The following is a 13872-nucleotide window of genomic DNA, read 5'->3' on the forward strand; positions in this document are numbered from 1 at the left end:
CCATGCCAGCCACCGCGAGCAGGGCAGCATGATCCGCCGCTACATCGCCTGGCGAAACCGCAACACCGACAACCCCCGCCTACGGAAGATCGTCAACAGGGCGAACGTGGCCTGACGCGGCACTAGCATGATCAGGCATGGTCGCTTCCGCCCCACCATCAGCCCGTATGCGAGCAGATGGGCTGCGCGGCCAGGCGATAGATAAGGCAGTCAGCCCGCGGCAGGTCGCGTCACGTCAGCGGCCATCGTGACGGCGCGGATCAGATCGGCGGTGCGGGCGACGGCGGCGGCCGGGCCGCGCTCGCCGCGGAGAACCTCCTCGATCATGACCTGGAGCTGAGCGGAAACGAGCGCGTACACCGGGCTCACCGGACGCAGGACGGCACGGTCGAGAAGCGCGGCGGTCTGGGCGTGGAAGGCCGACACGGCGGCGGCCGCCTGGAGCGAGGTCCGTCGCGGCGGCAGCTGCCCGGTGATGAGGCACAGCCGGACCAGGGCGTCGGGAGCCATGGCGGCCCGCAGCAGCCGCATCGCGGCTTCGGGATGGCGGGCCTGCCGCGGGATCACGTACACCATCCCGCCGCACATCACCGCGGAGCGGCCTTCCGGGCCGCGCGGCATCGGGGCGAAGCCGAACCTGCTGTGCACCTGATCGAGCGAGAGCCTCGTCACCTTCGCCAGCGCACCGGCCTGGTAGCTCGCGCCGACGCACATCTCGGCCCTGCCCGCGCCCAGCAGCTCGATGGCCTCGTCCTTGCCGAAGCCGGCGACGTCCGGCGACAGCACCTCTTCGTCAATCAGCTCCCGGACTAGGCGCATGGTCTCCGCGGCCGCCGGGCTGTCCAGGACCACCTCGCCCTCCTCGCCCAGGACGAGGGCGCCGTTGGCGGCGAGCAGCCCAGTCAGCGCGTACGTGGTCTCTTCCCCCGCCCGGCGCCCGCCCGGCATGACGAGGACGTGCCCGGACCCCGTACGACGCCCGGCCAGGAGCCGGCCGGTGGCGCGCAGTTCCTCCCAGGTCCCGGGCGCGCGGCGCCCGAGCCGCTCGAACGTGTCGCGCCGGTACCACAGCCCGGTGACGTCGGCCGGTGCATGCACCGCCGGCGTCCGTCCGCCGAACCGGTGGGAGAACGGGGGCAGCAGGTCGCGGGTGTACTCGTTGGCCAGCCAGCCGTCGGCGTCGAGGTCCTCCAGCGGGGTCAGGAAGCCCGCCCTGGCGAACTCGGCCACCCAGACGGAGTCGAGCACGGCCAGGTCGGGGCCGCGCCCTTCGGCGATGGCCCGCAGGAAGGCCGCGTGGAGCTCGTCGAACCGCACCGTGCGGATCCGCGGCCGGGCGGCCGCGCCGGCCGCCGCCGTCCGCAGGTGGTCGACGCTGACCGTGCCGGTCGCCAGGACGGTCAGGTCGGCCGTCTCCTGCTCCTCCTCCGCCGGAGCCGCCCCGCTGGCCCACGCGGGGTTGACGAACGTGCCGCGCCGCCGCTGCCGCAGGACGATCCCCTCCTGGGCCAGCTCGGTCAGCGCCCTGGCCACCGGGGTGCGGCTCAGCCCGAACTCCTCGCACAGCTCCTGCTCGGTGGGGATCCTGCCGTCCGGACCGAAGCGCCCGGCCCTGATGTCCGCCACCAGGCGGGCCTTGAGCTGCTCGTACAGCGGTGGCGGCTGACTGTGCGACATCACGCTCCCTTGGTGCAGCACGCTCGAAACCATTCTTTTGCCATCCTATTTGCCACTATTGACACTGTGCATCTCCTTCAGGTCTAATCACCGAATGTCATGACAACAGGTGAAAGGTAGATCCTGTGAGTGGACCAGGCCATCAGCTCGCGGCGCGGGCCATGGCGTGGATGGACTCGCTGTGGGACCCCGAAGTGCGGCTCCTGCGCTACCCGGCGATCTCCCTCGCCAGGTCCTCGCACGCCTGGCGCACCCATGGCGTCAGGGAGACCTCCTGGTACGCGCTCGGCCTGCTCATGAGGGCCGACACCGAGCGGGCCGCCGAGGCGATCGCGTCGGTCCTGACGCACCAGTACGTGGCGCCGGGGACGCCGTACGACGGCACCTGGCGACGTTCCCCCCAGGAGCCGCAGCCTCCCGCCGACCCGGTCCTGTGGAACGACTACGACCCGAACTGGCGCGAGTTCGTCGGCTGCACGCTCCTACTCGTCCTGCGCGAGTACGGCGGCACGCTGCCGGACGACCTGGTCGCGCAGATCAGGCAGGCGCTCGCCCTGGCGGCCGGCAACGCCAGAGAACGCGCCGTGTCGCCGCACTACAGCAACATCGCCCTGATGAGCGCGCATCTCATGCACGAGGTCGGCGTCCGGAGCGGCGATCCCGCGCTGGCCGCGGCCGGCGAGAGCCTGGGACGGCAGGTCTTCGACATCTGGCGGCGGACGCGGACGTTCGCCGAATTCAACTCGCCCACCTACTACGGAGTGGACCTGTTCGCTCTGGCCCTCTGGCGCGGCAGCTCATCGCCGGTCCTGCGCGAACTCGGCGACGAGATGGAGGTCGGCCTCTGGACGGAGATCGGCCGGCGCTACCACCCCGGCCTGCGCAACCTGGCGGGTCCGTACGACCGCTCGTACGGCATGGACCTGTCCGGCTACGTGTCCCTGCTCGGCCAGTGGATCGCGCTGGCCGACGGCCTGGAGCGCGCGCCGCTGCCCGCCGGCGACCCCTCGCAGGCGGTCCACGCGCACGACCTGTGCTTCGCCCCCTGCTTCGCCCTGCTCGGCGCCCACCCCAAGGCCGCGGGGCTGCTCGCCCCGGCCCCGGAGGAACCGCGCTGGGTCAGCACCACCGTCACCGAGTCCCCGTGGCGGATCGCCACGTCGTGGCTCGGGCCGCACCACATGATCGGCGCCCAGGACACCGGCGGCGCCAAAACAGGTGCGGACGATCAGTACCACCCGGTCACCGTCCACTGGCGCGGCGACGACGGCGCGCCGCACTGGCTGCGCGTCATGCCGTCCGCCGGCGTCGACGCCACCGTGACCAAGGACGGCGTGCTCGAGGTCACCGCCGCGGGCGACCTCGAGTTCGAGTCGGACTGCCGGGCTGACGTCGGCGCGGACCGCTGGCTCCTGCCGGGCCTGTCGGTGACCGTCTCCACCGGCGCCGCCGCCAGACCCGCCCCCTTCCGAATCCGCTACCCAGGCCCCCTCCACCTCACCCTCGAGATCTCGCCGCTCTGAAGGAGATCAACATGAATCGGCCGGCATCGTCGCCTAGAACGACAGCGGCACGCCCGTGGAGTACGGCACGCACCTCTACGCCGCGGCCCGCTACAGCTTCCAGATGAACCCGCTCATGGCTGGTCGATGCAGAGATGAACGACAAACATGTTGACGCTGCGTTCACCGCGGCGGTCCAGGCTGCCCTGACCGGGCAGGTCAAGGCGATCCTCAACGAGGGCGATGGCGGGGGTCACCTGCAACACCGCCGGCTGGCGGAGCGAATCCTGGCCCTCGTCGCGTACGGGCGGGACGGCCGGCTGCTCGATCACGCGGCCCGGCTCGCCGCCCGGCTGCGCGAGCTACAGGGTCCCGGTGGGTTGTTCACCGGCGGTGACAACGTCGACTCCCCGCCGGACTCCGCGTTCAGCGTCAACGATCTCGCCGACGCCCTGCGGATGCTGCGGCGCGACCCTCCCGGCGCTGCCGAGCACCGGCTGGCGGACCTGCTCGACGACCTACTGACGGCGGTCACCCCGGCCTTGGCGCGGGGTGGAGTGCACACCCCGAACCACCGCTGGGAGATCTCGGCCGCCCTGGCCAGGCTGCACCGGCTCGCGCCCGATCGGGTGCTGGCGGAACGGGTCGGCCAGTGGCTGGCCGAGGGAGTCGACATCGACGACGACGGGCTGTACTCCGAACGCAGCGCCAACTACGCCGCGTACGTGTCGAACCCGTCGCTGCTCGCCATCGCCGAGGTGTTCGACCGTCCCGACCTGGTCGACGCCGTCGAACGGAACCTGGACGCCACGCTCGATCTGCTGCTGCCGGACGGGTCGGTCGAGACGGTGCTGTCGCGCCGCCACGACCAGCGGCAGCCGCTGCCCCTGGCGCCCTACCTGCTCCCGCTGCGCCGGATCGCGCTGCTGCGGGGCCGCGGCGACCTCGCCTGGGCGGCCGGGCTTGCGCTGTCCCAGGGGGTCGTCTCACCGGCGCGCGCGGCCACGGAGCTGATCTTCGACCCCGGCATCGCGCGGGAGCTGCCGGAACCCGTCCCGCGCCGGAGACCACGGCAACGCGTCTTCGGTGCCGCGGGACTGCTCGTCGACCATCGGCCCGCGACGACGACCGTGGTCTTCGGCGGTTCCGACTATCCGCGCCACAGACGCATCCGTTCCGGGCTGGCGAACTCCCCGACGTTTCTCCGCTTGTTCGCCGGGGCGGCCGTCCTGGGGGACGTGCGTCTCTCGCGTGTCTTCTTCGGCCTGGGGCCGTTCCGCGCCGCCCGATTGCTGGTCGAGGACGATCAGGGGGGCACGACCGCGACGCTCACGGAATCCGTGTCGGCCTCCTACTACCAGCCGATGACGGATCAGAACCGCGACGCGCGCGGCCACTACGGGCTGGTTGACGATGGCCGGTTCAGCTCGGCGATGGACTTCGGCCTGCGCACGCGGGACGAGGTCACGCTGACCACCGCCGTCCACGTGGCCATCACGGACACCGGGGCCGACCTGACCGTCGACCTGGCGGGCCCGGCCGTGGACTGGGCGTTGGAGCTGGCCTTCCGGCCCGGCGGGCGAATGACGGGCGCCGTGGCCCTGGACGAGCATGCCTGGCAGCTCGACCCGGGCGAGCCCGCGGTCTACCGCGTTGGCGACGACTCGATCACGGTCACGGTGTTCGCCATGTCGATGGCCGCTTCCCATTCGGTTCCCGGCTACGAGCCCGGCGAGGAGTACCGGTTCCTCGGGGGCACCGACGCCGTGTCGGGAGAGCGGCTCTACGTCGCCGGACGGGTTCCGGGAAGGTTGCGTTTACGTCTCGCAGCTGCCCATCACCCGGGATAAAACAGCAGCTAATGAAGTTTGTCCTGATGTATGCATGTCAGAAGATCTTAAAGATCTCATGTACTGACTATTGACCCGGCAAACGCTTTCCAGTTACCGTCCCACGCCACAGGCAGACAACGTTCAAGGAGACGCCATGACGACTTCTGCGACAGCCCGGAGACGACTCATGCGCTGGCGTTGGCTGCCAGTGACCGTCGCCGCGGCGATGGCCCTCACCGCATGCGGTTCCAGCTCCGACGCAGGCTCGGGCGGGGACTCCGGCGCCAAGAGCATCACCTTCTGGCTCTCGGCGAGCTCGGCCCAGGCGCAGGGCTACCACGACCTGGCCAAGGAGTTCGAGACCAAGGAGGGCGTCAAGGTCGAGATCGTCAACGTCCCCTACGACGGCTACCAGGACAAACTGCGCCAGGCGGCGCAGGCCAACTCCCTGCCCGACGCGGCCAGCGTGCCCTCGCTCGACCCCATCTGGATCAACCAGCTCCAGGACCTCGCCGCGACGGCGAACGCCCCGGCCAACAAGATCAACAAAGACCTGCTCACCATCCAGGACGGCAAGGTCCTCTGCATCCCCTCCGACCTGACGGCTGCCGGGCTGTTCGTCAACAAGACCCTGTTCGAGAAGGCCAAGGTCAAGATTCCCGCCGACCCGAGCCAGACCTGGACCTGGGACGAGTTCCTGGCCGCCGCCAAGAAGGTCCGCACCGCCACGGGCGCAAAGTACGACCTGGTCTATGACCAATCCCCCGCGCGCATCAGGGCCTTCCTCTACGGCCACGGTGGCAAGGGCTTCCAGCTCGGCGCGGACAACAAGTACGCCACCCCCGACGACGCCACCGTGCAGGCGATGTCGAAGTTCGCCTCGCTGAACGACGACAAGGTCATGCCGAAGTCCGTCTGGGGCGCGGGCGCCGACCCGAACGCCCTGTTCAAGAGCGGCCAGGTCGTCGCGTACTTCTCCGGCGTCTGGCAGGTGGCGGACTTCGCGGAGAGCATCACGAGCTTCGACTGGGCCGGTGCGCCGACGCCGGGCCCCGTCCACGCCACCGACATCAACCTCGGCGGCAAGGTGGTCGCCTTCAACAACGGCGACAAGGCCGAGCCCGCCAAGAAGTGGGTGGACTACGTCTTCCAGCCCGCGAACTACACGAAGCTCGCGCAGGTCAACGGCTACCTGCCGGTGGAGTCCGGTCTCACGCTGAACTACCCGTTCAAGAACCAGGCGGCCCTGGACGCGTTCCAGCTCTACCTCAAGGAGCTCGAGCTGGCGGACCCGATCTCCTCCTCGGGACACCAGAGCGGGACGAAGCTCCTGCTCGCCGGCAAGGCCCTCCAGGACGACCCGACCAAGGACGAGATGGCCAAGCTGATCAACGGTCAGCAGGACATCAAGAAGACCGTCGACAACATCGTGTCGGGACTCAACCAGCAGATCGGCTGATCGTCCGGCCCGCCGGCGCTTCCCCGCGCCGGCGGGCCGAGCGTTGAAGAACGCGGAAGAAGGAGGAGAGCGCAATGGCGGAGAGTGTGCCGCAATCGGCGGGGCGCGCCAACGAGACGCCGGCCCGGACCGGGTCGCGGCAGTGGTTCCGCCGGCGGATCCGGCGGCATGACCGCTACACCCTGGCGCCCCTGCTGCTCATCTCGTCCAACCTCGCCCTGTTCCTGCTCTTCTTCGTCTGGCCGGCCGTCATCGGCCTGGGATACTCCTTTACCAGCTACACGGGCGTCGGCTCGGCGCCGTTCGTGGGCCTGGACAACTACCAGCGGCTGCTGAACGACGAGGCGTTCTACGCGGCGCTGGTCCGTACCGTGATCTTCACGGTGGCCGTCGTTCCGCTGACGTACGTCGCCTCGCTGAGCGCGGCCGTGCTGCTCGTCAACCCGAACAGCCGTGGCAAGCCGGTCGCGCGGGTGATCTTCTTCGTGCCCTGGCTCATCTCCCCGATCATCGCCGGTGTCATCTGGCGCTGGATCTTCGGTGAGAACTTCGGGCTCGTCAACTACGTCATCATCGCGCTCGGCGGCGAGGCGGTGCCGTGGCAGTCCAACGCGAACCTGTCCCTGATCATCGTGGTCATCGCCGCAGCCTGGGGGAGCACCGCGGTCAACATGCTGATGTTCGTCGCGGCCATCAAGAACGTGCCGACCGCGTACTACGAAGCCGCGTCCTTGGACGGCGCGGGCTCGTGGGCCAAGTTCCGCCACATCACGCTGCCCTCGATCGCGCCCACGTCCTTCATCGTGATCCTGCTCACCACCCTGCACTCGATGAAGGAGTACGCGCTCATCCAAGCGGTCAACGCCGGAGGTCCGGGCACCGAAAACAACCTGCTCATCCAGTACATCTTCACGACCGGCTTCCGCCGCGCCCAGATCGGTTACGCGAGTGCGGCGTCCTTCGTGCTCATGCTGATCCTGATGATCATCGCTGTCACGCAGTTGGTCATCAACCGCCGGAAGGAGTCCTGAGATGGACAACCTGCTGCCGAAGAAGGTCTGGGCGACGGCGGCCTTGTGGTTCATGGTCGCCCTGTACGGCATTCCCGTCCTGTGGTTCCTGCTCAGCTCCTTCAAACCGGCGGGAGAGCTGTTCTCCTATCCGCTGACCATCTTCCCGGAGCAGCCGACCATCTCCGGCTTCACCGAGGCCTGGACGAGCTTCGACTTCAGCCGCTACTTCGGCAACACCCTCATCGTGGCCGTGTCCGCGACCCTCATCACCATCGTGACAAGCGCGACCTGCGGGTACGCCCTGGCGAAGTACACCAACTGGTGGCTGCGGGCGTTCACCATCTGCATTCTGGCCACCACGATGCTGCCGGGCGAGGTCATCCTCTCGCCCCTGTTCCTCATCGTCCGCGACCTGGGCCTGTACAACAGTCTCGCCGGCGTGGTGGCCCCCTCGGTGATCACGGCGACGGGCACTTTCCTGTTCCGCCAGTTCTTCCTGAGCGTGCCGCGCGACCTGTTGGACGCGGCCCGCATCGACGGCAGCGGGGAACTGTCGACCTTCATCCGGATCATGCTCCCGCTCTCCCGGCCGATCATCATGACCCTCGCCATCATGTCGTTCCAGTGGCGGTGGAACGACTACATCTGGCCCCTCGTGATCCTCAACGACCCGAACGAGTTCACCCTGCAGATCGGCGTCGCGAGCATCGTGGGCGCGGAGAACGTCAACTGGTCCGTTTTGCTCGGGGCGTCGGTCCTGTCCATGATCCCCCTTGTCGTGATCTACCTGATCTTCCAGAAGTACGTGATGAACGCCGACCTCAGCGCGGGCCTGAAGGATTAGTGCCTGTCTTCGGTCCCCCACGGTCGCGAATCGCAGAAGATGCGAACTCGCCACGGTCGTGGGCCTGCCCCGTTTGCTCAGCCGGGAAGAGCAGGACGTGAGCACCAGGGGATCATTTGTCTGCTGCTCTCCGCTGCTTGCGTCCGAAGGCACCTGGGCCCGCGTGGAAGAGTCCGATGAGCAGGACGCTCGTACCGATGGATGCGAAGGACAGTTCGGGGTAGCGGTCGATGTGTGCCCACCACAACAGCAGGCCTCCGAGGACGAGGCCGGCCCATCCCGCGACGAGGTTGATGATAGGCCCATTGCCCAATGCGCTCGGGTAGCTCCTTCTGGTGATGCCGCGGATGAAATGGGGGAGCCCGTTGCCGGCGATGAGGCCGCCAAGGAAGCTGAGAACGATGGTCTGCCACATGGCAAGAGGGTCCTTTATCGCTGGTCGAGTTGATGGTTGAGCATGGGGAGCAGTGCCGCGTCCACGAGTTGCCGAAGGAACAGGTCGAGAGGTTCGCCGGTCGCCGCACCATATGTGCGAGATCGGAGTCGCGGCGCATCGCGATGAGGAGTCCGAGCTGGAAGTTCCCAGCGCTTCGCTCGCCCGTCGGCGATGGGGCTCCGAGCAGGTCGACATGCCCGCGATTTGCTCACTCACCGGGGTCTCCAGCATCGCCCGGCTTCTCGGCGTCAGCCGCTCAAGCCATCCATAATTACGTGCCCGAGCTCACTGTCGGTGCCAGGCCCGCGCCGGCCGATCCTGCCGACCGCAGGCCGAGCGGCCGATGGGCGCTGCGGTGACGACAGACAGGTAGACCCACCCCGGCACTGTTGGCCGGGTTGAGCACCTCCCAGCGTGAACCTGCTCCAATGTTAAATAGACTCACAATGTGATTGGCTATCACTTGGAGGGGTGGAGCGTCAACAGGGATCGTGAGAAGCGGTTCTACGGCGCCACCCGGCCCCGCACTAGTGCCAGGATCGTGTCCGACGCCTGTGCTGCGACCGAGGCGACGTCGTCCCGCTGGAAAGAGTTGTCGAGGAGCATCGCGGCATAGCCCTGCGCGACGGCCACGGCCGCGGTGGTCAGCCGCTGGGCGCTGTCGGGGTCGCCGTCGCAGAGCGCGAGCGCGGGCTCCAGAAAGGGCGCGCCGATGCGCTGCGTGGCGGCCAGGAGCTCGGGATGGCGGGACTTGTCGAGCCCGGAGGCGAGGAGCACCAGGTAGAGGGAGCGGTGCTCGGCGGCGAAGCGGATGAAACCCCGCGCGGCGGCGGCGAGCGCGTCGGCCGGAGTCGCCGCCGTCTGTCCGGCCTCGGTCTTGAGTGCGGCGGCCAGCCCGTCCACGGCGCGCATGGCGAGCGCCGCCAGCACCTCGTCACGGTCGGCGAAGTGCCGGTAGGGGGCGGCGACGGTCACGCCCAGGCGGCGGCTCGCCTCGGCCAGCGAGAATCCGGCCACGCCCTTCTCCGTGATCAGGTCGACGGCGGTGTCGAGCACGGCCTCCCGCAGTTCGCCGTGGTGGTAGCGACCGCGCTTTGGACTGTTCCGCACGGCATCACAGTAGCCGCAAACCTTGACAGTTCCCAGTCGAATGTAAATGATGCTGACATTGTCAAAGCCTCTTACATGGCAGGGAGCTCACATGAACCATCCGCCTGAACCAGGCGCGGAGGGCGGCATCCCGCGCCGCGGCTTCCTCGCCGGAGCCGCGGCGTCAGCCGTCGCCGCCCAGCTCACCGTCCCCGCACCCGCGACCGCGGAGCCGGCGGTGGCCACCCCGGAGCTCGATCTCGTGCTCGACGTCAACGGCGCCACTCACAAGCTCAGCCTCGACGCCCGCGTGACGCTGCTGGACGCGCTGCGCGAACGGCTCGGGCTCACCGGCACCAAGAAGGGCTGCGATCGGGGGCAGTGCGGAGCCTGCACCGTGCATGTGGACGGCCGGCGCGTGCTGTCCTGCCTCACCCTCGCGGGCAGCGTCGCGGACAAGCGGGTGACCACCATCGAAGGGCTGTCCAGGGACGGGCGGCCGCACCCCGTGCAACGGGCGTTCGTCGAGCACGACGGCCTGCAGTGCGGCTACTGCACGCCGGGCCAGATCATGTCCGCGGTCGCGCTGCTGGAGGAGGGCCGTGCGGGCTCGGAGGCGGAGATCCGCGAGTTCATGTCGGGCAACCTGTGCCGGTGCGCCGCGTACGGCGGCATCGTGGCCGCGATCAAGGCCACCTCCGAGGCCGGGGCGAGCTGATGCGCCCCTTCGCTTTCTCCGCCGCCCGCACCGTAGAGGAGGCGCTGGCCCTGGCCGGTGACGGCGCGGCCGTCCTGGCCGGTGGTACGACACTGGTGGACCTCATGAAACTGCGGGTCATGAGCCCCGGCCAGGTGGTCGACATCACCGCACTACCTCTGCGCGGCATTCGCCAGGACTCCGGTGGCGTGAGAATCGGCGCACTCGAATCGATGAGCGCGGTGGCGGCCCACGACCTGATCACCTCCAGATACCCGATGATCGCCCGCGCCCTGCTGGCCAGCGCCTCGCCTCAGCTACGGAACATGGCCACCATCGGCGGCAACCTGTTGCAACGTACCCGCTGCGGCTACTTCCGCGACCACGCGAGCCCCTGCAACAAGCGCGAGCCCGGCACCGGCTGCCCCGCTATCCACGGCGACAACCGCTCGCACGCCATCCTCGGCACCAGCGCCGCCTGTGTAGCGACCCACCCCAGCGATCTCGCGGTGGCCCTGGTCGCGCTCGGCGCCCGGGTCGAGCTGCGCGGCCGCGGTGGCACCAGGAGCGTGCCGCTGGTGGACTTCTACCGCCTGCCCGGTGGCACCCCGCACGTCGAGTACGATCTGCGGCCCGGCGAGCTCGTCACCGCCGTGCTCGTCCCGCGCTTGGCCTGGGCCAGGCGATCGGCGTACGTGAAGGTCCGCGAACGCCAGTCGTACGAGTTCGCCCTCACCTCGGCCGCCGTGGCCCTGGACCTCCGCGACGGGGTCGTCGCCGCCGCCCGAGTCGCAGCCGGCGGCGTCGGCACCAGGCCATGGCGGCTGCCCGCAGTGGAGCAGGCGCTGCTGAACAGGCCCGCAACACAGGCAGCCTTCCAATCGGCCGCCGCCCGTGCCGCCGACGGCGCCCACCCGCTGGAGGGCAACGCCTTCAAAGCCGCGCTCCTGCGACAGACCATCGTCCGCGCTCTGCTGGAAGTGGCAGGTTGATCATGACCGACATCGACCGCGTCGACGGCCTGGTGAAGGCGACCGGCGCTGCCAGGTACGCCGCCGACCACCGCTTCGACGACCTCGCCCACGGCCATCTGGTGCTCAGCACGATCGGCAAGGGCACGATCACCTCGATGGACGTGGCGGCCGCCCGCCGCGCGCCCGGCGTGCTCGCCGTGTTCACCCCCTTCGACGCGCTGCCGCTGCACGGGCCGATCACGATCGGGCTGGCCCCGATACTCGGCGAGAGCCGGCTGCCGCTTCAGCAACCCGGCGACCGGAGCGTGGGCTACCACGGCCAGATCATCGGGCTGGTCATCGCCCGTACCTGGGAGCAGGCCCGCGACGCCGCCGCGCTGTTCAAGACCGAGTACGCCGCCCAGCAACCCCAGGCGTCCTTACGCGATGGCACTCCCGAAGCCCTGCCTCAATGGAAGCGAATGGAGATCCTCGCCGACGGGGTGCGCGGCATCGACGAGGCGCTGGAGTCGAGCCACGCCGTCGCCGGCGGCACTTACAGTCAGCCGCCCAAGCACCACAACGCCATGGAGCCGCACGCCACCGTCGCGATCTGGCAGGGCGAGAGACTGACCCTGCACAGCGCCACCCAGGGCCCGGCCGCGCACTCCTGGGAGATGGCCGCCGCCCTGGGCGTCGAGGAGAAGAACGTGCACGTGGTCTGCCCTCATGTGGGCGGCGCTTTCGGCGGCAAGGCCACGACGTGGGCGCCGGCCGTGCTGGCTGCCGCCGCGGCGCGCGAGTGCGGGGTGCCGGTGAAGATCGTGGTCACGCGCGAGCAGCTTTACACGGTGACGGGGCACCGGCCTGCCGTGTATCAGACGGTGCGGATTGGTGCGGCCCGCGACGGAGCGGTCAACGCCGTCAAGTTCGACGCCGTCTCCAGCGTGTCTCGCGCTGGGGGAGTCGTGGAGTTTCCCGGTCGCGTCGCGCTGACGGCGTACAAGACCCCAAATCTGTACGTGGACAACCGGGGAGTCCAGCTCGACTTCCCGCCATCGACGATCATGCGGGCGCCGACCGACGAGCCGGGCTCCTTCGCCATGGAGAGCGCCATGGACGAGCTGGCCGTCGAACTCGGCATGGACCCGATCGAGCTGCGACTGAAGAACGATCTCATCGTCGCCTTCCCCCGGCCGCCGGAGGAGTCCAGGAGTCTGCCGTTCTCCAGCAAGCATCTCGACGAGTGCTACCGCGTCGGGGCGGAACGTTTCGGATGGGACAAGCGCAGGGCCACGCCCGGCACGGTGCGCGACGGGGACTGGCTCATCGGCCTGGGGATGTCGGCGGGCGTGCTCGGGGCGAGCCGGAGCCCGTACGCGATGCGGGTGATGTTCCGCGCCAACGGCACTGTCGCTGTGGACACCGCCAGCGCCGATCTCGGCACCGGACTGCGCACGGTGCTCGCTGCGGTCTGCGCCGACAGCCTGGGCATTCCCGTGGCTAAGGTCAAAGCCGGGCTCGGCGACTCCACGCTTCCCGTCGAGAGATCCACCCCTTACTCCGGCTATGGCGCCGTCGGATCCGGCTCGACCGGCAAGGCCGCACCGGCCGTCCGGGAGGTGGCACAGGCGGCCACGAAAGCGCTCATCGAGCACGCCATCACCCATGCGAGGTCCCCCTTCCAGGGCATGGACCCCGCCGGCGTGCGCTACGAGGACGGCGTTCTGCGCGCGGGTGATCGCGCGGTCGGCTTCGGTGAGTTGCTCACCCTCACCGGCACCCGGGAGATGGGCGCGAGCGAGGTGTCGAAGCCGGAGCCGGGGCCGAGCCAGTACACGTTCGCCTCGTTCGTGGCGCACTTCTGCGAGGTCAGGGTCAATCGCTGGACCCGCGAGCCGCGGCTGTCGCGGTTCCTGGCCATCGCGGATGCCGGAGCGATCGTCAACGTCAAGACCGCCCGCGGCCAGATCGCCGGCAGCGTCGCGTTCGGCGTCGGGCATGCCCTGCTGGAGGGCACGAGGATCGAGGCGGCCACGGGACGCACGGCCAACGCCAACCTGGCCGACTACCTCATCCCCACGAACGCCGATCTGCCCAATATCGAAGTCCACTTCCTGAACCATCCTGACACCGCGCTCAGCCCGGTCGGAGCCCGCGGCATCGGCGAGCTCGGCACGATCGGCTCGGCCGCCGCCGTGGCCAACGCGATCTACAACGCTACCGGCAAACGCGTCCGCGATCTGCCCATCACCATCGACAAGCTGCTCGCCTGACCGCTCAGCGGGAGTTGCGCATCGTGGCGGTCGAGATCACTTCAGCAAGTCCTGGGCTGAGCAAAGCCAAACTCCAAAAACCGAAGGCCGACGT

The 13872-nt window shown here is 69.2% G+C and carries 11 protein-coding genes; 8 read left to right on the forward strand and 3 right to left on the reverse strand.

The annotated features are described in order from the left end of the window. Window positions 1-210 precede the first annotated feature (210 nt). Window positions 211-1677: an extracellular solute-binding protein gene (locus ACTWPT_RS54755; RefSeq protein ID WP_443185501.1), complete on the reverse strand. Its 1467-nt coding sequence runs from the start codon at window positions 1675-1677 to the stop codon at window positions 211-213. A gap of 125 nt (window positions 1678-1802) precedes the next feature. On the opposite strand from ACTWPT_RS54755, the gene ACTWPT_RS54760 reads away from it, so the two are divergent. The 5 genes from ACTWPT_RS54760 (at window position 1803) to ACTWPT_RS54780 (ending at window position 8327) form a co-directional block, all read left to right on the forward strand. Further along, window positions 1803-3200, forward strand: a complete 1398-nt coding sequence (locus ACTWPT_RS54760; RefSeq protein WP_443185502.1) for a hypothetical protein — start codon at window positions 1803-1805, stop codon at window positions 3198-3200. 134 nt (window positions 3201-3334) lie between these two features. Next, entirely contained in the window at window positions 3335-5029 is a 1695-nt protein-coding gene (locus ACTWPT_RS54765; protein WP_443185503.1) for a hypothetical protein, read from the forward strand. 136 nt (window positions 5030-5165) lie between these two features. Continuing rightward, a complete protein-coding gene (locus ACTWPT_RS54770) occupies window positions 5166-6470 on the forward strand; it encodes an ABC transporter substrate-binding protein (RefSeq protein ID WP_443185504.1) in 1305 nt (434 codons plus the stop codon). Between the two features lie 74 nt (window positions 6471-6544). Continuing rightward, a complete protein-coding gene (locus tag ACTWPT_RS54775) occupies window positions 6545-7501 on the forward strand; it encodes a carbohydrate ABC transporter permease (RefSeq protein ID WP_443185505.1) in 957 nt (318 codons plus the stop codon). A gap of 1 nt (window position 7502) precedes the next feature. Next, window positions 7503-8327 (forward strand): carbohydrate ABC transporter permease, encoded by an 825-nt coding sequence (locus tag ACTWPT_RS54780; RefSeq protein ID WP_443185506.1) that lies wholly within the window; start codon window positions 7503-7505, stop codon window positions 8325-8327. 112 nt (window positions 8328-8439) lie between these two features. Here ACTWPT_RS54780 and ACTWPT_RS54785 read toward each other — a convergent pair whose 3' ends face one another. Both ACTWPT_RS54785 and ACTWPT_RS54790 read right to left on the reverse strand, forming a co-directional pair. Further along, on the reverse strand, window positions 8440-8742 hold the full coding sequence (locus ACTWPT_RS54785; RefSeq protein ID WP_443185507.1) for a hypothetical protein: 303 nt from the start codon (window positions 8740-8742) through the stop codon (window positions 8440-8442). Window positions 8743-9267: 525 nt separating this feature from the next. Continuing rightward, window positions 9268-9873: a TetR/AcrR family transcriptional regulator gene (locus ACTWPT_RS54790; protein WP_443185508.1), complete on the reverse strand. Its 606-nt coding sequence runs from the start codon at window positions 9871-9873 to the stop codon at window positions 9268-9270. Window positions 9874-9964: 91 nt separating this feature from the next. On the opposite strand from ACTWPT_RS54790, the gene ACTWPT_RS54795 reads away from it, so the two are divergent. From ACTWPT_RS54795 to ACTWPT_RS54805, 3 genes are read left to right on the forward strand one after another with little or no spacing between them, the layout of a single operon-like run. Then, the gene (locus tag ACTWPT_RS54795) at window positions 9965-10570 is read left to right on the forward strand and encodes a (2Fe-2S)-binding protein (protein ID WP_443185509.1); all 606 of its coding nucleotides are present in this window, start codon (window positions 9965-9967) and stop codon (window positions 10568-10570) included. Continuing rightward, a complete protein-coding gene (locus tag ACTWPT_RS54800) occupies window positions 10570-11541 on the forward strand; it encodes an FAD binding domain-containing protein (RefSeq protein ID WP_443185510.1) in 972 nt (323 codons plus the stop codon). Before ACTWPT_RS54795 ends, ACTWPT_RS54800 begins: the two co-directional genes overlap by 1 nt. Before the next feature lie 2 nt (window positions 11542-11543). After that, window positions 11544-13778, forward strand: a complete 2235-nt coding sequence (locus ACTWPT_RS54805; RefSeq protein ID WP_443185511.1) for a xanthine dehydrogenase family protein molybdopterin-binding subunit — start codon at window positions 11544-11546, stop codon at window positions 13776-13778. Window positions 13779-13872: the final 94 nt, after the last annotated feature.

It is taken from the genome of Nonomuraea sp. 3N208 (genome assembly GCF_052245935.1).
Classification (GTDB): domain Bacteria; phylum Actinomycetota; class Actinomycetes; order Streptosporangiales; family Streptosporangiaceae; genus Nonomuraea.

Excerpts from the sequence above, each read along its gene's own strand:
- ACTWPT_RS54755 (WP_443185501.1), bottom strand. The coding sequence starts at position 1,677 with ATGTCGCACAGTCAGCCGCCACCGCTGTACGAGCAGCTCAAGGCCCGC.
- ACTWPT_RS54765 (WP_443185503.1), top strand. The coding sequence starts at position 3,335 with ATGAACGACAAACATGTTGACGCTGCGTTCACCGCGGCGGTCCAGGCT.
- ACTWPT_RS54770 (WP_443185504.1), top strand. The coding sequence starts at position 5,166 with ATGACGACTTCTGCGACAGCCCGGAGACGACTCATGCGCTGGCGTTGG.
- ACTWPT_RS54775 (WP_443185505.1), top strand. The coding sequence starts at position 6,545 with ATGGCGGAGAGTGTGCCGCAATCGGCGGGGCGCGCCAACGAGACGCCG.
- ACTWPT_RS54780 (WP_443185506.1), top strand. The coding sequence starts at position 7,503 with ATGGACAACCTGCTGCCGAAGAAGGTCTGGGCGACGGCGGCCTTGTGG.
- ACTWPT_RS54785 (WP_443185507.1), bottom strand. The coding sequence starts at position 8,742 with ATGTGGCAGACCATCGTTCTCAGCTTCCTTGGCGGCCTCATCGCCGGC.
- ACTWPT_RS54795 (WP_443185509.1), top strand. The coding sequence starts at position 9,965 with ATGAACCATCCGCCTGAACCAGGCGCGGAGGGCGGCATCCCGCGCCGC.
- ACTWPT_RS54800 (WP_443185510.1), top strand. The coding sequence starts at position 10,570 with ATGCGCCCCTTCGCTTTCTCCGCCGCCCGCACCGTAGAGGAGGCGCTG.
- ACTWPT_RS54805 (WP_443185511.1), top strand. The coding sequence starts at position 11,544 with ATGACCGACATCGACCGCGTCGACGGCCTGGTGAAGGCGACCGGCGCT.